Annotated in this window: 17 protein-coding genes; 13 read left to right on the top strand and 4 right to left on the bottom strand. The window is 66.3% G+C overall.

Annotated elements, in window-relative coordinates; genetic code table 11:
* Positions 1-5: 5 nt before the first annotated feature.
* Entirely contained in the window at positions 6-2,078 is a 2,073-nt protein-coding gene (locus tag G7045_RS11270; RefSeq protein ID WP_166159724.1) for a ribonuclease catalytic domain-containing protein, read from the bottom strand.
* A 100-nt stretch (positions 2,079-2,178) separates the two neighbouring features.
* Here G7045_RS11270 and G7045_RS11265 point away from each other — a divergent pair, with 100 nt between their 5' ends.
* The 6 genes from G7045_RS11265 to G7045_RS11240 all read left to right on the top strand — a co-directional run bounded on the left by G7045_RS11265 (position 2,179) and on the right by G7045_RS11240 (position 8,736).
* Positions 2,179-3,813, top strand: a complete 1,635-nt coding sequence (locus tag G7045_RS11265; RefSeq protein ID WP_166159723.1) for an HDOD domain-containing protein — start codon at positions 2,179-2,181, stop codon at positions 3,811-3,813.
* Positions 3,814-3,857: 44 nt separating this feature from the next.
* Positions 3,858-5,024: a rod shape-determining protein RodA gene (gene rodA / locus G7045_RS11260; protein WP_166159722.1), complete on the top strand. Its 1,167-nt coding sequence runs from the start codon at positions 3,858-3,860 to the stop codon at positions 5,022-5,024.
* A 16-nt stretch (positions 5,025-5,040) separates the two neighbouring features.
* Positions 5,041-6,501 (top strand): metalloprotease TldD, encoded by a 1,461-nt coding sequence (tldD, locus tag G7045_RS11255; protein WP_166159721.1) that lies wholly within the window; start codon positions 5,041-5,043, stop codon positions 6,499-6,501.
* Between the two features lie 11 nt (positions 6,502-6,512).
* Entirely contained in the window at positions 6,513-7,019 is a 507-nt protein-coding gene (locus G7045_RS11250) for a hypothetical protein (protein WP_166159720.1), read from the top strand.
* Positions 7,020-7,269: 250 nt separating this feature from the next.
* Positions 7,270-8,394 (top strand): 3-deoxy-7-phosphoheptulonate synthase, encoded by a 1,125-nt coding sequence (locus G7045_RS11245; protein WP_166159719.1) that lies wholly within the window; start codon positions 7,270-7,272, stop codon positions 8,392-8,394.
* 30 nt (positions 8,395-8,424) lie between these two features.
* Positions 8,425-8,736, top strand: coding sequence for a hypothetical protein (locus G7045_RS11240; protein WP_166159718.1), 312 nt, complete (start codon positions 8,425-8,427; stop codon positions 8,734-8,736).
* On the opposite strand, the gene mpl is transcribed toward G7045_RS11240, so the two are convergent.
* Entirely contained in the window at positions 8,733-10,127 is a 1,395-nt protein-coding gene (gene mpl, locus G7045_RS11235) for a UDP-N-acetylmuramate:L-alanyl-gamma-D-glutamyl-meso-diaminopimelate ligase (protein ID WP_166159717.1), read from the bottom strand. The genes G7045_RS11240 and mpl overlap by 4 nt on opposite strands.
* Positions 10,128-10,275: 148 nt before the next feature.
* Between mpl and G7045_RS11230 the strand changes: the two genes are divergently transcribed.
* The 7 genes from G7045_RS11230 to G7045_RS11200 all read left to right on the top strand — a co-directional run bounded on the left by G7045_RS11230 (position 10,276) and on the right by G7045_RS11200 (position 16,477).
* Positions 10,276-10,872 carry a hypothetical protein gene (locus G7045_RS11230; RefSeq protein ID WP_166159716.1) on the top strand — a complete coding sequence of 199 codons (597 nt, stop codon included), beginning with the start codon at positions 10,276-10,278 and terminating at the stop codon, positions 10,870-10,872.
* Positions 10,869-11,441 carry a TlpA disulfide reductase family protein gene (locus G7045_RS11225; protein ID WP_166159715.1) on the top strand — a complete coding sequence of 191 codons (573 nt, stop codon included), beginning with the start codon at positions 10,869-10,871 and terminating at the stop codon, positions 11,439-11,441. Before G7045_RS11230 ends, G7045_RS11225 begins: the two co-directional genes overlap by 4 nt.
* Positions 11,442-11,557: 116 nt before the next feature.
* Positions 11,558-12,019, top strand: coding sequence for an acetyl-CoA carboxylase biotin carboxyl carrier protein (accB, locus tag G7045_RS11220; RefSeq protein ID WP_166159714.1), 462 nt, complete (start codon positions 11,558-11,560; stop codon positions 12,017-12,019).
* A gap of 18 nt (positions 12,020-12,037) precedes the next feature.
* Entirely contained in the window at positions 12,038-13,387 is a 1,350-nt protein-coding gene (accC, locus tag G7045_RS11215; RefSeq protein WP_166159713.1) for an acetyl-CoA carboxylase biotin carboxylase subunit, read from the top strand.
* A 75-nt stretch (positions 13,388-13,462) separates the two neighbouring features.
* Entirely contained in the window at positions 13,463-14,356 is an 894-nt protein-coding gene (prmA, locus tag G7045_RS11210; RefSeq protein ID WP_166159712.1) for a 50S ribosomal protein L11 methyltransferase, read from the top strand.
* Between the two features lie 57 nt (positions 14,357-14,413).
* Positions 14,414-15,550, top strand: coding sequence for a zinc-ribbon and DUF3426 domain-containing protein (locus G7045_RS11205; protein WP_166159711.1), 1,137 nt, complete (start codon positions 14,414-14,416; stop codon positions 15,548-15,550).
* 24 nt (positions 15,551-15,574) lie between these two features.
* A complete protein-coding gene (locus G7045_RS11200) occupies positions 15,575-16,477 on the top strand; it encodes a carbohydrate kinase family protein (protein ID WP_166159710.1) in 903 nt (300 codons plus the stop codon).
* A 77-nt stretch (positions 16,478-16,554) separates the two neighbouring features.
* Here the strand turns inward: G7045_RS11200 and G7045_RS11195 are convergent, their stop codons facing one another.
* Both G7045_RS11195 and G7045_RS11190 read right to left on the bottom strand, forming a co-directional pair.
* Positions 16,555-17,127 carry a histone gene (locus G7045_RS11195; RefSeq protein WP_166159709.1) on the bottom strand — a complete coding sequence of 191 codons (573 nt, stop codon included), beginning with the start codon at positions 17,125-17,127 and terminating at the stop codon, positions 16,555-16,557.
* Positions 17,128-17,287: 160 nt separating this feature from the next.
* Positions 17,288-18,403 carry a ribonucleotide-diphosphate reductase subunit beta gene (locus G7045_RS11190; protein WP_166159708.1) on the bottom strand — a complete coding sequence of 372 codons (1,116 nt, stop codon included), beginning with the start codon at positions 18,401-18,403 and terminating at the stop codon, positions 17,288-17,290.
* Positions 18,404-18,464 lie beyond the last annotated feature (61 nt).

Below are 18,464 nucleotides of genomic sequence, written 5' to 3'. Positions count from 1 at the left end.
GTCGGTCAGGCGGCGGGGGTGTCGGCGGGGGGCGTATCGGCCTCGTTCACGTCCAGGGCGATGGCGATGGCGCCGGTCACGGCCTCGTCGTCGTCCTCGCTCAGGGGGCCGTCGTCGGCGCTGGTCGTGGGGTCGTCCAGGCGTTCGAGCACGGTGCCGGCCACGTCCAGCGTAATCAGGTCGATGGCGCCGAGCTGCACGCGCACACGCGCGCCGCGCTCGCACTGCTGCGCCCCCAGCACCGGCAGCACCAGCGGCAGGTGCTCGGCGCGCACCAGGATTTCGCCGCCGCTGCGCGCGTCCTTGATGACGGTGGCGGTCAGTTCGGTGAGCTGGTTTTGCTGCAGGTATTGGAGCGTCCAGAAGCGCTCCATGCCCGATTGGTAGCCGTTGTAGGCGCTGTAGGTGGTGTCAAAGCTGCTGATGATGGAGAACAGCTCGGCGTCCTTGGGCTTGAAGGGCGCGGCCAGCGCGGCGGTCTTGCCGTGGCGCACGCAGGCGATGACCTGCCACTGGTTGACCAGATCGACGTAGCGGCGCAGCGGTGAGGTGGCCCAGGTGTAGCACTTGACGCCCATGCCGGCGTGCGGCAGCGCCTTCGTGCTCATGCGTACCTTGATGCCCGGCGCCAGGCTGGCCTGGCTGCGGTAGATGCCGGGCACGCCGTGCTCGGCCAGCATCTGGCCCCAGTGGCTGTTGGCGACGATGGCGGCCTCGGCCACGATCAAATCGAGCGGCGCGCCGCGCTGGCGCGTGGTGATTTCCACCGTTTCATCGCCCTGGGGCACGTCCTTGCCGTTGCCGTGCAGGCGGAAGTTGTAGTCCGGGCGGTTGAAGGTCTCGGGCTTGCCGCGCACGGCCTCGCGCCCGGCTTTCAGGTGGCGTGCCAGGCGGTATAAAAATGAGAGCTGCTCACGCTTACCCAGCAAGGCTTGGGGCGTGTTTTCATGCTCAAAACCGGGGTCTTGCAGCCAGGTTTCGGTGACGATGTGGTCGAGCTGGTCGTGGCGCAGGTTGACCTCGACGGGCACGCGCTCCAGGCGCGTTTCGGTGGCGGTGACGGCGAGCGTCGCCTCGTCGTAGGTGACGTAGAGCGAGACGGCGGGGTTGGCGCGGCCCTCGTCCAGGGTGTAGATGTGCACCACCTCGGGCGGCAGCATCGTCACCTTGTAGCCCGGCATGTAGACCGTGGACAGGCGCGTGCGCCCGAGCTTGTCGAGCTCGCTGCCCGGCGCAATCGCCAGGCCCGGGGCGGCGATGTGGATGCCCAGCGTGACGCTGCCCGTGCCCAGGCCGGTGACGGAGAGCGCGTCGTCGATCTCGGTGGTTTGCGAATCGTCGATGGAGTACGCCTGCACGCTCGCCAGCGGCAGGTCGGCTGGCGGCTGCGGCGCGGCGAGCTGCGGGAAACCCGTGCCCTTGGGGAAGTTCTCGAACAAAAAGCGCTGCCAGTGAAACTGGTAGGCCGAGGTGATGGCGCCCGCATCGTGCAAAAGCGCCAGCGGCGCCTTGTGCGTGTTGCGGCTGGCCTCGACCACGGCCTTGTATTCGGGCGCGTTCTTGTCGGGGCGGAACAAAATTTTGTAGAGCTGCTCGCGAATCGGCGCCGGGCACTGACCGGCAGCCAGTTCGCCGGCCCAGGCTTCGATCTGCGCCTGGATTTGCTTTTTCTTCTCGATCGCTGCCAGCGCCTGCTGCAGCACCTCGGCGCTGGCCTTTTTGAAGCGGCCCTTGCCGGCGCGGCGGAAGTAATGCGGCGCCTCAAAAAGTGCGATCAGCATGGCGGCCTGCTCGGTGACCGGGCAGGTGGCGGAAAAATAGTCGCGCGCCAGATCGGCAAAGCCAAACTCGTCCTCGGGGGCGAATTCCCAGGCCAGGGGCAGCTCGATGCTGGCGGCGATGGTGCGCGCCTGCGCCAGCAGCTCGGCGGGCGTGGGCTTGTCGAACTTGAGCAAGAGGTTGGCGGCCTTGGCCTTGACCCGTTTGCCCGAGTCGAGCTCGATTTGTGCCGACGATTCGGCTTCAGAGAGGATGCGCCCGGCGAGGAATTTGCCAGCGTCGTCAAACAGTGCGTACATGGGCGCGATTGTCCCATGCGGGGCTGGGGGGTGTTGGCGCCCCTGTACAACGGCGTTACAGGCTCTAACATCATGGGCATGGCCATTGCCGTGCTGATCCATGCCCCACGAACCTCTCTCCCCCCCGATGCCCGATGAATCGGTGCCGGACACTGCCCCCGCCGAGGCTTGCCCTCTGCCCACGGGTGCGCGTCGGGCGACGCTGGAGGCGCTGCTGTGCCGGATGCGCCAGCAGAGTGATTTTCCAGCGCTGTCGGACTCGGTGGCGCGCATCCAGCGCGTGGCCGATTCCGAACGCGACAGCCTGAGCGATCTGACGCACGAAATCCTCCAGGACGTGGCGCTGACGAACAAGCTGCTGCGCCTGGTCAACAGCGCGCAGTACGCGCGCGCCGACCGGGGCACGGTCAGCACCGTCTCGCGCGCTGTCAGCCTGGTGGGTTTTACGGCGGTGCGCAATATGGCGCTGAGCCTGGTGCTGCTTGAACACCTGGGCAACCGCGACCAGGCCGGACAGATGCGCGAGGGCATGTTGCGCGCCATGCTCGCCGGTGCCGTCGCCAATGAGCTGTGCCCGGTGCGTACCGAGGGTGAGCAGGCTTTTATCGGTGCCATGTTTTATAGCCTGGGGCGGTTGTTGTGCGCGTTTTATTTTCCGGCCGAGGCACAGCGCATGAGCGCCTTGCAGGCTGGCGGTATGGACGAGCAGGCGGCGGCGCAGCAGGTGCTGGGCCTGGGATTGGATGATCTGGGCCTGGGCGTGGCGCGCGCCTGGAATCTGCCCGAGGCGCTGCAGCGCTGTATGCATCTGCCGCTGGGCGCGCCCCAGCTGCGCCCAGCCATTCAAGGGGGCGAGCGCCTGCGCTGGGTGGCGCGGGCGGCCAACGAGGTGGCGACCAGCTTGCTCGAATTGCCCGACGGCGCGCTCGAAGCGCAGCTGTTCAGGATTGCCACCCAGTACACCCGCCCCCTGGCCCTGCCGGCGCAGGAGATTGCGCAGGGCCTGCAGCGCGGGCGGCGCCACTTCATTGCCCTGGTACAGGCGCTGCAGCTGCCCGTGGCGCCGGCTTCGGGCATGGCACGGTTGCTGCGCGCGCCGCCCGAGCTACAGGCGCACGATGGTGTGGACGATGCACTGGTGGCACTCGAGCTGCACGCTGCGGCGGCGCCCGTGCTGCCCGCCGTGCTGCAGGCGCAGCCGGGCCAGCCGCCGGTGCCGGCGCTGGTGGCGCAGCTGCTCGCCGCCGGCGTGCAGGATGTGGCCGCTGCCCTGGCGGCCCACGCGCCGCGCCACGAGGTGCTGCGCATGGTGCTCGAAGCCATGTACCGCGCCCTGGGCCTGCGCTGCGTGGTGCTGGGCCTGCGCGATGCGTCGGCCCAGACCATCGTTGGTCGCCTGGGGCTGGGCGAGGACAGTGACGCTGCAGTGCAGGCGCTGCGTCTGCCGCTCAAGGCTCCGGACGACTTGTTCACCGCCGTCTGCCAGCGCGGCGCCGACACCCTGATCCGTGATGCGCGCGAGGCCGCCATTCAGGCGCGCTTGCCTGCCTGGTATCGCCAGGGCCTGAATGCGCCCACGTTCTTGCTCTTGCCGCTGCAGCTGCACGGCCAGCCGCTGGGTCTGATCTACGCCGACCACGCGCAGGCGGGTGCCCTGGTGGTCGATGCCGCCAGCTTGGGGCTGCTGCGTACGCTGCGCAACCAGGTGCTGACGGCGCTGCAGCAAAGTCCCTGAAGCAGCGCCGCGGCAGGTGCACGCGCGTTCGATAATGGCGGGCTATGGCCGCCGTTTTCGATCAGCCCTCTCTCGCCCAGCGCATTGCGCCGCTGTTTCGTGGTTTTGACCTGCTGCTGCTGCTGCTGTGCCTGCTGCTGGCTGGCGCGGGCCTGTTGGCCATGTATTCCTCGGGTTACGACCACGGCTCGCGCTTTGCCGACCATGGGCGCAACATGCTCATTGCCCTGGTGCTGCTGTTTGGTGTGGCGCAGGTGCCGCCACAGACCATCATGCGCCTGGCGGTGCCGCTGTATCTGGTGGGGCTGGCGCTGCTGCTGGCGGTAGCGCTGTTCGGTATCACCAAAAAGGGCTCGACGCGCTGGCTCAACGTCGGCGTGGTGATCCAGCCGAGCGAGATTTTCAAGCTTGCCATGCCGCTGATGCTGGCCTGGTGGTTTCAAAAACGCGAGGGTCAGCTGCGCCCGCTCGACTTTGCCGTTGCCGGCGCACTGCTGGTGCTGCCGGTGGGGCTCATCATGAAGCAGCCCGATCTGGGTACCTCGCTGCTGGTGCTGGCGGCCGGCTTGTCGGTGATCTTTTTTGCCGGCCTGTCCTGGCGGCTGGTGCTGCCGCCGGTGCTGCTCGGGGCCATTGGCATTGCCTTGATCGTGGCCTACGAGCCGCAGCTGTGCGCCGATGGTGTGCGCTGGCCGGTGTTGCACGACTACCAACAGCAGCGCATCTGCACCTTGCTCAATCCCACGCGTGATCCGCTGGGCAAGGGTTTTCACATCATCCAGGGCATGATCGCCATCGGCTCGGGCGGGATCTGGGGCAAGGGGTTTATGTCGGGTACGCAAACGCACCTGGAATTTATCCCCGAGCGCACGACCGACTTCATTTTTGCAGCCTTTTCAGAAGAATTCGGTTTGGTCGGCAACCTGCTGCTTATCACGGGATTTTTGCTGTTGGTCTGGCGTATTTTGGCAATCGCTATGGGAGCGACAACCTTGTTTGGTCGTTTGATGGCCGGCGCTGTAGCGATGATTTTTTTCACCTATGCGTTCGTCAATATGGGCATGGTCAGCGGCATCTTGCCGGTGGTGGGGGTGCCGCTGCCTTTTGTCAGCTATGGCGGCACGGCCATGGTGACGTTGGGGATGGCGCTGGGCGTGCTGCTGTCGATCGAGCGCGCACGGCGTTTGGCCGCAGCACAGCCCCGGCTTTGACTTCTACAATCGCCCGATGATCTCCCGCGAACCCACCCTTGAGCGCCTGGCGACGGCGCGTGCCCTGCTGCTGCAGCCCTTTGGCCTGGATGAATCTCACCTTGGGCAGGCGCTGGCCGCCATCCGTGCGCACCAGGTGGACGATGCCGACCTGTATTTCCAGTACACCCGTAGCGAGGGCTGGAGCCTGGAGGAGGGCATCGTCAAGACAGGCTCCTTCTCCATCGACCAGGGCGTGGGCGTGCGCGCCGTCAGCGGCGAGAAAACCGCCTTTGCCTATTCCGACGACATCTCTCTCGCCTCGCTCCTTGATGCGGCCCATACGGTGCGGGCCATTTCGGCTGCAACGGGCGCAGGTAAAGCGCGAGTAGCTCCTAAAAAAATAGCAAAAAGCCGCAGTCTGTACCCCGGCCTGGACCCGATTGCCAGCCTCGACAGCACCGCCAAGGTGCAGCTGTTGGAAAAAATCGAGCAGCGCGCGCGCGCCAAGGATGGGCGCATCGTGCAGGTCATGGCTGGTCTGGCCAGCGAGTACGACGTGGTGCTGGTAGCGCGCGCCGACGGCACCCTGGCCGCTGACGTGCGGCCGCTGGTGCGCCTGTCGCTGACCGTGATCGCGCAGCAGGGCCAGCGCCGCGAAGTGGGCTCGGCCGGCGGCGGCGGGCGCTGCGGCCTGGGCTATTTCGACGATGCGCAGATCGACCAGTACGTCCAAGAGGCGGTGCAGGCCGCGCTCGTCAACCTGGAGGCACGGCCCGCGCCCGCCGGCGAGATGACCGTGGTGCTGGGCCCGGGCTGGCCCGGCGTGCTGCTGCACGAGGCCATCGGCCACGGCCTGGAGGGCGACTTCAACCGCAAGGGTTCAAGCGCCTTCAGTGGCCGCATCGGCCAGCGCGTGGCGGCCAAGGGCGTGACGGTGCTCGACGACGGCACCTTGCCCGACCGGCGCGGCTCGCTCAACGTTGATGACGAAGGCCACGCCAGCCAGTGCAACGTGCTCATCGAGGACGGCATCTTGAAGGGCTATATGCAGGATGCACTCAACGCCCGCCTGATGGGCGTGGCCGCCACCGGCAATGGCCGGCGCGAGAGCTATGCCCACATCCCCATGCCGCGCATGACCAACACCTACATGCTCGGCGGCGACAAAGACCCGCAGGAGATCGTTGCCAGCATCAAGCGCGGCCTGTACGCCACCAACTTCGGCGGCGGCCAGGTCGATATCACCAGCGGCAAGTTCGTGTTCTCGGCCAGCCAGGCGTACTGGGTGGAAAACGGCAAGATTCTGTACCCCGTCAAGGGTGCCACCATCGTCGGCAGCGGCCCCGAGTCGCTGAAAAAAGTGCGCATGATCGGCAACGACATGGCGCTCGACAGCGGCGTTGGCACCTGCGGCAAAGAGGGGCAGAGCGTGCCCGTGGGCGTGGGCCAGCCGACGCTGCGCATCGACGGCCTGACCGTCGGCGGCACCGCCTGAAGGCTGCGATCATGCCCACCCAGCGCACCTCCAGTCTGCTGGGTCAATCGTTTCAGGCCATCAGCCATTTTTTGCGCCAGGGGCTGGCCGACGAGGATTCGCGCGAGCTGCGTGAGCACCTGGGGGAGTTGTCGCAGCAAATCGAGGTCCTGGTCGCCGCCCGGCGCAGCCGCGCCCCCGCCCCCGGCCTGCAGCAGCAGGCCCAGGCGCTGGCGCAGCAAATGCGCGCGCACCAGTACTACCTCACGGGCCTGGGCGCCGCCTGGCACGCGCTCTACGAGATGGATGCCTACCAGCGCGCTCTGCACACGCTGCGCCAGGCGCTCGATGCCTGGCTGCAGGCGCTGGCGCAGCATGAGCTGCAGGAGGCGCGCTTGTTCCAGCAGTTCGAGCAGCGCGCCTGGCGCACCTTGGGCGAGGCCATGCTGTTGGTCGATATGTACGAGCAGGGCGACACACTGCACAGCGAGGCCGCAGCGCCTGCACCGCTCAAGCCCTGGTGGCGCCGGTGGCTTTGAAGCCGCCGTTGGGCAGCTACGTTGCCCGAGCGCAACGTGGTTTTGTTGCGCTGCGGCAAGACGTGCTACATTGAAACCCATGTGTTTGCGTAACGTTTTTTACTTCTACTTTTGGTTCTCTGTCCTAGGCGGATGAGAGGAACGCGCGCAAGCACCTAAACCCACTCACAAAAAAACCGCCGCAGCTGTTCCAGCCCGGCGGTTTTTTTGTTTTTCACCCTTTGTTATCCACTGTTCGAGAGACTAGCCCATGACCGCTCAAGCCACCCCCGCCAGCGACGCCTGGTATCGCGCCGTCGACAAAACCAGCCAGACCGACGACGAACGCATCCAGGACATCACCGTGCTACCCCCTCCCGAACATTTGATCCGCTTCTTCCCCATCCGTGGCACGGGGGTTGAAACCCTCATCAGCCAGACGCGCCAGAACATCCGCAACATCATGGCTGGCAGCGACGACCGCCTGCTGGTCATCATTGGCCCTTGCTCCATCCACAACCCGGTCGCCGCGCTCGACTACGCCCGCCGCCTGCAGGCGCTGCGCGCAAAATACCAAGGCACGCTGGAAGTGGTGATGCGCGTGTACTTCGAGAAGCCGCGCACCACCGTCGGCTGGAAGGGCCTCATCAACGACCCCTACCTCGACGAGAGCTACCGCATCGACGAGGGCCTGCGCATCGCGCGCCAGCTGCTCATCGATATCAACCGCCTGGGCGTGCCGGCGGCGAGCGAGTTCCTCGACGTCATCAGCCCTCAGTACATCGGTGACCTCATCAGCTGGGGTGCGATTGGCGCGCGCACCACCGAAAGCCAGGTGCACCGCGAGCTCGCCAGCGGCCTGTCGGCGCCGATCGGCTTCAAGAACGGTACCGACGGCAACATCCGCATCGCCACCGACGCCATCCAGTCCGCTGGCCGGGGCCACCACTTCCTGTCGGTGCACAAGAACGGCCAGGTGGCCATCGTGCGCACCAACGGCAACCAGGACTGCCACGTCATCCTGCGCGGCGGCAAGGCGCCCAACTACGACGCCGCCAGCGTCGCCACTGCCTGCGAAAGCCTGCAAGCGGCTGGCCTGCCACCGACCTTGATGGTGGACTGCAGCCACGCCAACAGTGCCAAGCAGCACCAGCGCCAGGTTGATGTTGCGCGCGACATCGGCGCGCAGATCGCCGCCGGCTCGCGCAGCGTCTTTGGCGTCATGGTCGAGAGCCACCTGGTGGCCGGGGCGCAAAAGTTCACCCCCGGCAAGGACGATCCGCAGGCGCTGGAGTATGGCCAAAGCATCACCGATGCCTGCCTGTCCTGGGACGACTCGGCGGCGCTGCTGCAGGAGCTGTCCGAAGCCGTGCAGGCACGCCGCCAGCGCTGCTAAGCTGTCCTCTTTTTGCAAGGAAAGCACGCCATGCACAGCGAAGTACGGGTGGTTTTATCGCCCCAGCAGGAAATGCGGTTTGACCTCGACGCCAGCGCGCCCTTGGCCAACGAGGCAGCGCGCCAGTGGCTCGATGTGCAGTTCACGCAGCTCGACTGCGAACCCCTGCGCGCCAGCGGCAAGGTGCTGCTGGCCGACAAGGTGCTGGTCGTGGCCCAGGCCGCCAGCGTCGCCCATTGGGCCGATGCGCAGTGGGCGCAAACCTTCGCCCAGGCCGCCAGCGCCGTGCTGGCGCGGCCCCTGGTGCGTATCGACGTGCCGGCGATGGCGGTGACGTTCTAGTCCTGCGGCTGCAGCGCCTGCAGCAGCAGGCTGTGCACGCCGCCAAAGCCGCCGTTGCTCATGCACAGCACCTGGTCGCCAGGGCGGGCGGCGGCGCGCACCTGGGCCACCAGGGTGGCGATGTCGGCGGCGGTGTGTGCCTTCGCTCCCAACGGGGCGAGGGCGGCGCTGGCGTCCCAGTCGAGGTCGGCGGTGTGGCAAAACGCCAGGTCGGCCTGCTCCAGCGCCCAGGGCAGCTGCGCCTTCATGCTGCCGAGCTTCATGGTGTTGCTGCGTGGCTCGAACACCGCCAGGATGCGCTGGCCCGGCGGCAGGCGCCGGCGCAGGCCGTCGATGGTGGTGCGTATCGCCGTCGGGTGGTGGGCAAAATCGTCGTACACCGCCACGCCGGCGGCGCTGCCGCGCAGCTCCATGCGGCGCTTGACGTTGTGAAAGCGCGCCAGTGCCTGCGCGGCCACTGCGGGCGCCACGCCCACGTGCGCGGCGGCGGCGATGGCCGCCAGGGCATTGAGCTGGTTGTGCCGGCCCGAGAGCGCCCACTGCACCCGCGCCACCGGCTGGCCGCGCTGGAGCACGGCAAAGTCCTCGGGCGGGCCATCGGCCGACCAGTCGCTGTCGGTGGCGCCAAAGCTGCGGCAGTCGCTCCAGCAGCCCTGGTGCAGCACGCGTGTGAGGCTTTCTTCCAGGCCGTTGGCAACGACGCAGCCGCTGGGCGGTACGGTGCGCAGCAGGTGGTGGAACTGGCGCTCGATGGCGGTCAGGTCGTCAAAAATGTCGGCGTGGTCGAATTCGAGGTTGTTGAGCACGGCGGTGCGCGGGCGGTAGTGCACGAACTTGCTGCGCTTGTCGAAAAACGCGGTGTCGTACTCGTCGGCCTCGATCACGAACAGCGGCCGCGCTTGCCCGTCTGCCTGCTGCCCCAGGCGCGCAGAGACGCCAAAATCGAGCGGCACGCCGCCCACTAAAAAGCCCGGCGTCAGGCCGGCGCAGTCCAGAATCCAGGCCAGCATCGAGGTGGTCGTCGTCTTGCCGTGGGTGCCGGCCACGGCCAGCACGTGGCGCCCGGCGAGCACATGCTCGGCCAGCCACTGCGGGCCGCTGGTGTAGGGCAGGCCGGCGTCCAAAATGGCTTCCATGAGCGGGAATTTGGCGCTGCCGTCGGCCAGGCGCGCGCGGCTGACGACGTTGCCGACGACGAACAGGTCGGGCCTGAGCGCCAGCTGCTCGGCGCCGTAGCCCTCGATCAGCTCGATGCCGAGCGCGCGCAGCTGCTCGCTCATGGGGGGATAGACGCCGCTGTCGCAGCCCGTGACCTTGTGGCCTGCCTCGCGCGCCAGCGCTGCCAGACCGCCCATGAAGGTGCCGCAAATGCCCAGGATATGTATATGCATGGGCGCCGATTCTACGTTCTGAGTCCAACAGGCCTCCAAGGCAAGCCAGATCAGCGTGAGCAGCTATTGTTTTGATAGTACTCAACCCTCCCCGGGGCGCTGTGAAACGGGCGACAATGGCCGCTGTGACTGCCACGCTGGGGGGCTTATGAACCACGATACTGCTGAAATTGCCCAAGCCGCCGCCCGCCTGGTGGTGGAGGAGGGCCTCGATTGGGGCGGCGCCAAGCGCCGCGCCGTGCGCGACCTGGGGCTGCCCGCGCGCAGTGCCCTGCCCAGCAACGACGAGGTCGAGGACGCGGTGCGCGCCTACATCGCCCTGTTCTGCGCCGATACCCAGCCCGGCGAGCTGCTGGCGCTGCGCCGCCTGGCCCTGGTCTGGATGGAGCGGCTGGCGGCGTTTCGGCCACATCTGACGGGGGCGGTGTGGTACGGCACGGCAACGCGGCTGTCTGATATTTACCTGCAATTGTTCTGCGATGACTGCAAGTCGGCGGAAATTGCCCTCATCGACCACCATGTGGACTACGAGCCGAGCACGGTCAAGGGCTTTCATGGGGAGCCGGTGGAGGCCCTGACCCTGGGCGCTCCCTGCCCCGAGCTGCGTACGCTGGTAGGGGTGCATCTGCTCATTTATGACCTTGACGACGTGCGCGGCGCGCTGCGCCCGGACAGCCGGGGGCGTGCGCCGCGCGGCGATGCAGCGGCGCTGCGCCAGCTGCTGGCCGACAATCGCAATCCATGAGTACCACCATGCCCGCTTCTCCTTCTCCTTCTCCTTCTCCTTCTCCTTCTTTCTCTGTGCGCCGGCGCTGGCTCGCCGGCGGCGCTGCCCTGGCTGCGGCAGCAGTGGGCGCTGGCGCCTGGTGGCGCTGGGCGCCAGGGCAGGGCGGGGAGCGCCCGCAGGAGCTGCTGTGGGCGCAGACTTTTGCGCAGCCCAATGGCGCGCCGCTGGCCATGGCCGGGCTGCGTGGCCAGCCGCTGCTGCTCAACTTCTGGGCCACCTGGTGCCCGCCCTGCATCGAGGAGCTGCCCCTGCTCAATCGCTTTTACGCCGAGCGCCGGGCCCAGGGCTGGCAGGTGCTGGGTTTGGCGCTCGATCAGGCGGCGGCGGTGCAAAAATTCCTGCAGCGCCAGCCGCTGGACTTTCCCATTGCCCTGGGTGGCCCCGGGGGGGCGCAGCTCGGGCGCAGTCTGGGTAATTTGCAGGGGGGCTTGCCGTTCACTGTGGTGCTGGGGGCGGACGGTCATATTCGCCACCGTAAAATCGGTCAGGTCAAACCCGAAGACCTGCAGCGCTGGGTGGCGGCCTGAGTGGGTTGTAAACCTGTCGCCATTCTGACGATGGTGAAAAATACGTAGTAAAGAACGAAGTAGGGCGAAATTGGAGTACATTCGCGCCCTGTTTTGTTTGAGCCGTTGGAGCTGCTATGGATTTGCGAAAACTCAAGACCCTGATCGATCTGGTGTCCGAATCGAACGTTTCGGAGCTGGAAATCACCGAAGCCGAAGGCAAGGTGCGCATCGTCAAGGGCGGAGGGGCAGTGGTGCAGCAGTTTGTTGCGGCCCCTGTAGCGGCCCCGGTCGCTGCTGCTGCGGCCCCGGCTGCAGCCGTTGCGGCCCCTGGCCTGCCAGCGCCGGCAGCAGCCGAGCACAGCGGCCACGTCGTCAAGTCGCCCATGGTGGGCACGTTCTACCGCGCTGCCAGTCCGGGCGCCAAGCCTTTTGTTGATGTCGGCAGCCAGGTCAAGGAAGGCGACACCATCTGCATCATCGAGGCCATGAAGATTCTCAACGAGATCGAGGCCGACAAGTCCGGCACCGTGACCCGCATCCTCGGGGACAACGGCCAGGCGGTGGAATACGGTCAGCCCCTGTTCATCATCGAATGATGAACGGCGAGGTAGCCTATGTTTAAAAAAATTCTGGTCGCCAACCGTGGGGAGATCGCGCTGCGGGTGCAGCGCGCCTGCCGCGAGTTGGGCATCAAGGCGGTGATGGTCTATTCCGAGGCCGACCGCGACGCCAAATACGTCAAACTCGCTGAAGAGGCGGTGTGCATCGGCCCCGCGCCTTCGCCGCTGTCCTACCTCAACATGCCGGCCATCATCTCGGCTGCCGAGGTGACCGACGCCGAGGCCATCCATCCCGGCTACGGCTTTCTGTCGGAGAACGCCGACTTTGCCGAGCGCGTGGAAAAAAGCGGTTTCCAGTTCATTGGCCCGACGCCCGAATCCATCCGCATGATGGGCGACAAGGTCTCGGCCAAGCAGGCCATGATCAAGGCCGGCGTGCCCTGCGTGCCGGGCTCGGACGGTGAGCTGCCCGACGATCCGGTGCAGATCCGCCGCATCGCCAAAGCCATTGGCTACCCCGTCATCATCAAGGCCGCTGGCGGTGGCGGTGGGCGCGGTATGCGCGTGGTGCACACCGAGGCAGCGCTGGTCAATGCCGTGCAGATGACCAAGGCCGAGGCCGGCGTGGCCTTTGGCAACCCGGCGGTGTACATGGAAAAGTACCTGCAGAACCCGCGCCACATCGAAATCCAGGTATTGGCCGACAAGCACAAGAACGCCGTCTATCTGGGCGAACGCGATTGCTCCATGCAGCGGCGCCACCAGAAAATCATCGAGGAAGCGCCGGCGCCGGGCATTCCGCGCCGCCTGATCGAGCGCATTGGCGAGCGCTGCGTGGCCGCCTGCAAAAAGATCGGCTACCGGGGCGCGGGCACCTTCGAATTTCTGTACGAAAACGGCGAGTTCTACTTCATTGAGATGAACACCCGCGTGCAGGTCGAGCACCCGGTGACGGAGCAAATCACCGGCATCGACATCGTCAAGACGCAGATCATGGTTGCCGCCGGCGAGAAGCTGCCCTTCACCCAGCGCCAGGTGGTGCTGCGCGGGCACGCCATTGAATGCCGCATCAACGCCGAAGACCCGTACAAATTCACGCCCTCGCCGGGGCGGGTCAACGTCTGGCACATGCCGGGCGGGCCGGGCGTGCGCGTTGATTCGCATGTCTACGCCAACTATTTCGTGCCGCCGAACTACGACTCCATGATCGGCAAGCTGATCGTGCACGGCGACACGCGCGAGCAGGCGCTGGCGCGGATGCGCACGGCCCTGTCGGAGGCGGTGATCGAGGGCATCAAGACCAACGTGCCGTTGCACCAGGAGCTGATGGTGGACGCCAAGTTCGTCGATGGCGGCACCAACATCCACTACCTGGAGCAATGGCTGGAGCAGCACAAGCGCTGACCGTCGCCCCCTCTGGATTGCCCGGCTGGCCTGTGCGCGCGCACAGGCCAGCCTTTTGTTTTGTAAGGATTTCCCATGTTTGAACTGAGCCTGTTGTGCCCCGAGGACAAGGTCGAAGACCTGAGCGATGCGCTCGATGCGCTCGATGCGCTCAGCGTCTCGGTGGAAGACGCCGACGCCCACACCGACGCCGAACAGGCGCTGTTTGGCGAGCCCGGAATGCCCCCGCCCAAGGACGGCTGGCAGCGCAGCCGCATCGTGGCACTGTTCGCGCAAGAGGCCGACGCGCAGCAGGCGCAGCAGCTTTTGCAGGTGCAAGACTTTTTTGCCGGCTGCCAGCTGCTGGGTATAGCGCCCGTGGCGGAGCAGGACTGGGTGCGGCTGACCCAATCGCAGTTTGCTCCGGTAGAGATCACCCCTGATTTCTGGATCGTCCCCAGCTGGCACGAGCTGCCGGCGCAGGCGCGCACCAGCATCCGCCTCGACCCCGGCCTGGCCTTTGGCACCGGCACGCACCCGACGACGCGCATGTGCCTGCGTTGGATCGCCCGCCAGGGCAGCGCTGCGGCCCTGGGCCGGGTGCTCGACTACGGCTGCGGCTCGGGCATTCTGGCCATTGGTGCGGCCAAATTTGGCGCTGCCGACATCGACGCCGTCGATATCGACCCGGCAGCCGTCGAATCGGCGCTGCAGAACGCCCAGGCCAATGCCGTGCAGCTGCGCACCGGCCTGCCCGAGCAGGCACAGGGGCAGTATCAAACGGTGCTGGCCAATATTTTGGCAACGCCGCTCAAGGTGCTGGCGCCGCTGTTGTGCGCGCATGTGGCAGCGGGCGGCCATTTGGTGCTCGCCGGCATCCTCGAACGCCAGGCCCAGGAGCTGCAAGAGGCCTACGCGCCCTGGCTGGCGCTGTCGGTGGCCGACAGTGAAGACGGCTGGATTTTGATGACCGCCACCCGTCCCGCTTGAGCTGCACCTGAACCTTGCCGCAGGGGCCGCCGGGGCGGCCCCTACAATCCCCAGCCGATGAGCCAGATCACCTGCTGCCCCTCCTGCCATACCCGCTTCAAGGTCGTCCCTGACCAGCTGCGCATTTCTGACGGCTGGGTGCGCTGCGGCCATTGCAAGGAAATTTTTGACGCCAGTGCCCATTTGCAGGCCGCTGCACTGCCCTCTTTGTTGCCCGAATTTGTCTTGCCGGCAGCAGCCGAATCGGTGGAAGAAGCCATCCCTGTGGTGCTGGAACAGCCCCAGCCTGAGCCTGAGCCTGAGCCTGAGCCTGAGCCTGAGCCTGAGCCTGAGCCTGAGCCTGAGCCTGAGCCCGTGGCTCCGTCCACCGGGCTGGCCACAGCGGCGCTGCAGCAGGTGCTGGCGCATGACGATGGCCTGTCGCTGGCGCTGGAGCTACCAGAGCGCCGTCGCCTGCCCGAACCCGAGCCTGAACCCGCCCCCCCTGCGCCAGCGCCAGAATCTGAGGCGGGGTTGGCGTTTCCCGACATTGACGCCGCCCTCGAAGCCGAGCTGCGCGAGCTGCTGCCCAGCCGCCCGGAGCCATCCCGGCGTAAACAGGCCCGCAGCAGCGGCCCCAGCACTGCCCCCCGCCCTGAGGCGGATGACGATGGCGACGCACCCGAGGCCAGCCCTGAGCCCAGCTTTGTGCGCGCCGCCCGGCGCCAGGCGTTTTGGCGCCGCCCCCTGGTGCGCGCGCTGCTCACGCTGCTGCTGCTGGCCGCTGGCGCTGGCCTGGCCGTGCAATGGGCCTGGCAAGAGCGCAACTGGCTCGCTGCCGCCCAGCCGCAGCTGCGCCCCTGGCTGGAGCGGGCCTGCGCGCAGTGGCATTGCCAGCTGGCGCCGCCGCAGAACATTGCCGCCGTCGCCATCGACAGCGCCGGCTTTACCAAGGCAGGCGCGCGCAGCGATCTGTACCAGCTGCAGGTGGCACTGAAGAACCGGGCGCGCACGCCGGTCGCCATGCCGGCGCTGGAGCTGACCCTGACTGACGCCCAGAACCAGGTGCTGCTGCGCCGCGTGCTGCTGCCTGCCGAGCTCGGCGCGCCGGCGCAGCTGGCAGCCCAGGGCGAATGGGCGGGGCGCGCGCAGGTGCAGCTCTCGGGCCCGGCGCTGGGCCTGGCGGGCTATAGCGTGCTGGCTTTTTACCCCTGATTTTCTTTTTCTGATTGGAACAATATGGCTGCCTTGATTTGCGGATCGCTCGCGTTTGACACCATCATGGGCTTTGAAGGCCGCTTTGCGCAGCAAATCCTGCCCGAGCAGCTGCACATCCTGAACGTGTCGTTCCTCGTGCCGCAGCTGCGGCGCGACTTTGGCGGCTGCGCCGGCAACATCGCCTACAGCCTGCGCCTGCTCGGTGGCCAGGCCGTGCCCATGGCCATGCTGGGCAACGATGGCGGCGAGTACCTGCAGCGCCTGCAAAGCCTGGGCGTGGACACGCGCCACGTACAGCTGGCCGAGGACAGCTACACCGCCCAGGCCATGATCATGACCGACCAGGACAACAACCAGATCACGGCCTTTCACCCCGGTGCCATGGCGCTGGCGCACCGCCAGGCGGTCACGGCGGCAGACGATTTGCGCGTGGCCATCATCGCCCCCGATGGCCGGGCGGCCATGATCGAGCACGCGCGCCAGTGCCAGGCGCTGGGCATCGATTTCGTTTTCGATCCTGGCCAGGGCCTGCCGATGTTCACCGGCGAGGAGCTGCGCACCTTCGTCACCCAGGCCAGCTGGATCACGGTCAACGACTACGAGGGCAAGATGCTGTGCGAACGCACCGGCTGGAGCCTGGCCGAGCTGTCGCAGCAGGTGCGCGGTTTGGTGGTGACGCTCGGCGGGCAGGGCTGCGAAGTCTGGGAGGGGGGCGCCAAGACGCTGGTGGCGCCGGTTGCGGCCAGCGCGGTGGTCGATCCCACCGGCTGCGGCGATGCCTGGCGCGGCGCGCTGCTGTTCGGCCTGGAGCGTGGCTGGTCGCTGGCGCGCTGCGCCGCCTTGGGCAACCGCCTGGGCGCGCTCAAGATTGCGCAGCGCGGGCCGCAGAACTATCAGCTCGACTTCGATCCGGCAAGCCTGTAATTGCTCCTAAAAGAATAGCTGCTAGCGCTTTATGGACGGGCGCTAGCAGCTATTTTTATGCCTGAAATCAGTCTATTTCAGGGCTTGTCGCCCGTGGGGAAGGGCCACTTGGCCTGCGGGTTGAGTGTGGTTTTGACGGCGGGGGTGGCGGCAGTGGGTGCTGCAGTGGCTTTTTTGGGGGCAGCGGCTTTTTTCGGCGCGCTTTCCTTCACGGCGGCAGCCTTTGGGGCTGCGGCTTTCTTGGCAGGGGTGGCCTCTTTCTTGGGTGCGGCGGCTTTGGCCGGGACTGCTTTCTTGGCGGGGGCCTTCACTGCGGGTTTGGCGGCCGCTTTTTTGGCGGGCGCCGGGGCCTTGGTGGTGGCTGCGGCGGTGGTTTTTGCTGCGGCTTTCTTGGCAGGTGCTGCAGCCTTGGTTGCCGGCACTTCTTTTTTCACCACAGCGGCCTTGGGGGCGGCAGCGGTTTTTTTCGCGGCGGGTGCCGCCTTCTTTGCTGCAGGGGCCGCTTTTTCTGCTGCGGGGGCGGTTTTTTTCACCGCTGGCACAGCTTTTTTCGTGGCCACTGTTTTCTCAGCGGGGGCTGCAGCCTTGGGGGCGGCGGCTTTTTTGGTGGGGGCAGCTTTTTTGGCGGCGGTTTTGCTTGCGGTTGCCATGGTGTTCTCCGGGGCGGGTGGCAGGGAGCGCTTCATGCCGGTGTGGCGTGAGGCGATCCATGGTCACGGGCCGGTGCGACCGTGACCATGGATGGGGTGGCCCCCTGGGCGTGCGTGCACGTCCGGGGGGAGGATGGGGGAGCCATGGCCGTGCGCAGCATCAATCCCAGGACAGGGCCCCGCCCGATTGGTACTCGATGACGCGCGTTTCGAAGAAGTTGCGCTCCTTCTTCAGGTCGATCATCTCGCTCATCCAGGGGAAGGGGTTTTCTTCGTTGGGAAACAGTGCGTCCAGTCCGATCTGGGTGGCACGGCGGTTGGCGATATAGCGCAGGTAGCCCTTGAACATGGAGGCGTTGAGGCCGAGTACGCCGCGTGGCATGGTGTCTTCGGCGTAGCGGTATTCCAGATCGACGGCCTGGTGGAACAAGGCGGTGATCTCGGCCTTGAATTCGGCCGTCCAGAGGTGGGGGTTTTCCAGCTTGAGTTGGTTGATGAGGTCGATGCCGAAGTTGCAGTGCATGGACTCGTCGCGCAGGATGTACTGGTACTGCTCGGCCGCGCCGACCATCTTGTTTTGTCGCCCCAGCGCCAAAATTTGCGTGAAGCCGACGTAGAAGAACAGCCCCTCCATCAGGCAGGCGAAGACGATCAGGCTCTTGAGCAGGGTCTGGTCGGTCTCGGGGGTGCCGGTTTTGAAGCCGGGGTCCATGATGGCGTCGATGAACGGGATCAGGAACTCGTCCTTGGCGCGGATGGATTCGACCTCGTTGTAGGCGTTGAAAATTTCGCCCTCGTCCAGGCCCAGCGACTCGACGATGTACTGGTAGGCGTGGGTGTGGATGGCCTCTTCAAACGCCTGGCGCAGCAGGAACTGGCGGCATTCGGGCGCGGTGATGTGGCGGTAGGTGCCGAGCACGATGTTGTTCGCGGCCAGCGAGTCGGCGGTGACGAAGAAGCCCAGGTTGCGCTTGACGATGCGGCGCTCGTCCTCGGTCAGGCCGTTGGGGTCTTTCCAGAGCGCGATGTCGCGCGTCATGTTGATCTCCTGCGGCATCCAGTGGTTGGCGCAGGTGGCAAGGTATTTTTCCCAGGCCCACTTGTACTTGAAGGGCACGAGCTGGTTGACGTCGGTCTGGCCGTTGATGATGCGCTTGTCGGCAGCGTTCACGCGCCGCTGTGTGCCGGCTTGGGGCTGGGGGGCGCCGGCGTGGGAGCCGCTTGCCGGCACGGCGCTGGCAAGGGTGGGTTTGACTTCTTCGTCCCAGTTCAACATAGGTCTTCCAATGCGTTCGGATTATGGGTTCAGTGCTGCAAAAAGAAAAGCACTGCAGCGT

This window comes from Acidovorax sp. HDW3 (assembly GCF_011303755.1).
In the GTDB taxonomy this organism is placed as follows: Bacteria; Pseudomonadota; Gammaproteobacteria; order Burkholderiales; family Burkholderiaceae_C; genus Paenacidovorax.
Note: the sequence above shows the minus strand (reverse complement) of the source record. Positions and strands in the feature narration are given on the sequence as shown.

What these genes read in the sequence shown, in the direction of transcription:
- G7045_RS11270 (WP_166159724.1), bottom strand. Translation starts at nt 2,078, where the DNA reads ATGTACGCACTGTTTGACGACGCTGGCAAATTCCTCGCCGGGCGCATC.
- G7045_RS11265 (WP_166159723.1), top strand. Translation starts at nt 2,179, where the DNA reads ATGCCCCACGAACCTCTCTCCCCCCCGATGCCCGATGAATCGGTGCCG.
- rodA (WP_166159722.1), top strand. Translation starts at nt 3,858, where the DNA reads ATGGCCGCCGTTTTCGATCAGCCCTCTCTCGCCCAGCGCATTGCGCCG.
- tldD (WP_166159721.1), top strand. Translation starts at nt 5,041, where the DNA reads ATGATCTCCCGCGAACCCACCCTTGAGCGCCTGGCGACGGCGCGTGCC.
- G7045_RS11250 (WP_166159720.1), top strand. Translation starts at nt 6,513, where the DNA reads ATGCCCACCCAGCGCACCTCCAGTCTGCTGGGTCAATCGTTTCAGGCC.
- G7045_RS11245 (WP_166159719.1), top strand. Translation starts at nt 7,270, where the DNA reads ATGACCGCTCAAGCCACCCCCGCCAGCGACGCCTGGTATCGCGCCGTC.
- G7045_RS11240 (WP_166159718.1), top strand. Translation starts at nt 8,425, where the DNA reads ATGCACAGCGAAGTACGGGTGGTTTTATCGCCCCAGCAGGAAATGCGG.
- mpl (WP_166159717.1), bottom strand. Translation starts at nt 10,127, where the DNA reads ATGCATATACATATCCTGGGCATTTGCGGCACCTTCATGGGCGGTCTG.
- G7045_RS11230 (WP_166159716.1), top strand. Translation starts at nt 10,276, where the DNA reads ATGAACCACGATACTGCTGAAATTGCCCAAGCCGCCGCCCGCCTGGTG.
- G7045_RS11225 (WP_166159715.1), top strand. Translation starts at nt 10,869, where the DNA reads ATGAGTACCACCATGCCCGCTTCTCCTTCTCCTTCTCCTTCTCCTTCT.
- accB (WP_166159714.1), top strand. Translation starts at nt 11,558, where the DNA reads ATGGATTTGCGAAAACTCAAGACCCTGATCGATCTGGTGTCCGAATCG.
- accC (WP_166159713.1), top strand. Translation starts at nt 12,038, where the DNA reads ATGTTTAAAAAAATTCTGGTCGCCAACCGTGGGGAGATCGCGCTGCGG.
- prmA (WP_166159712.1), top strand. Translation starts at nt 13,463, where the DNA reads ATGTTTGAACTGAGCCTGTTGTGCCCCGAGGACAAGGTCGAAGACCTG.
- G7045_RS11205 (WP_166159711.1), top strand. Translation starts at nt 14,414, where the DNA reads ATGAGCCAGATCACCTGCTGCCCCTCCTGCCATACCCGCTTCAAGGTC.
- G7045_RS11200 (WP_166159710.1), top strand. Translation starts at nt 15,575, where the DNA reads ATGGCTGCCTTGATTTGCGGATCGCTCGCGTTTGACACCATCATGGGC.
- G7045_RS11195 (WP_166159709.1), bottom strand. Translation starts at nt 17,127, where the DNA reads ATGGCAACCGCAAGCAAAACCGCCGCCAAAAAAGCTGCCCCCACCAAA.
- G7045_RS11190 (WP_166159708.1), bottom strand. Translation starts at nt 18,403, where the DNA reads ATGTTGAACTGGGACGAAGAAGTCAAACCCACCCTTGCCAGCGCCGTG.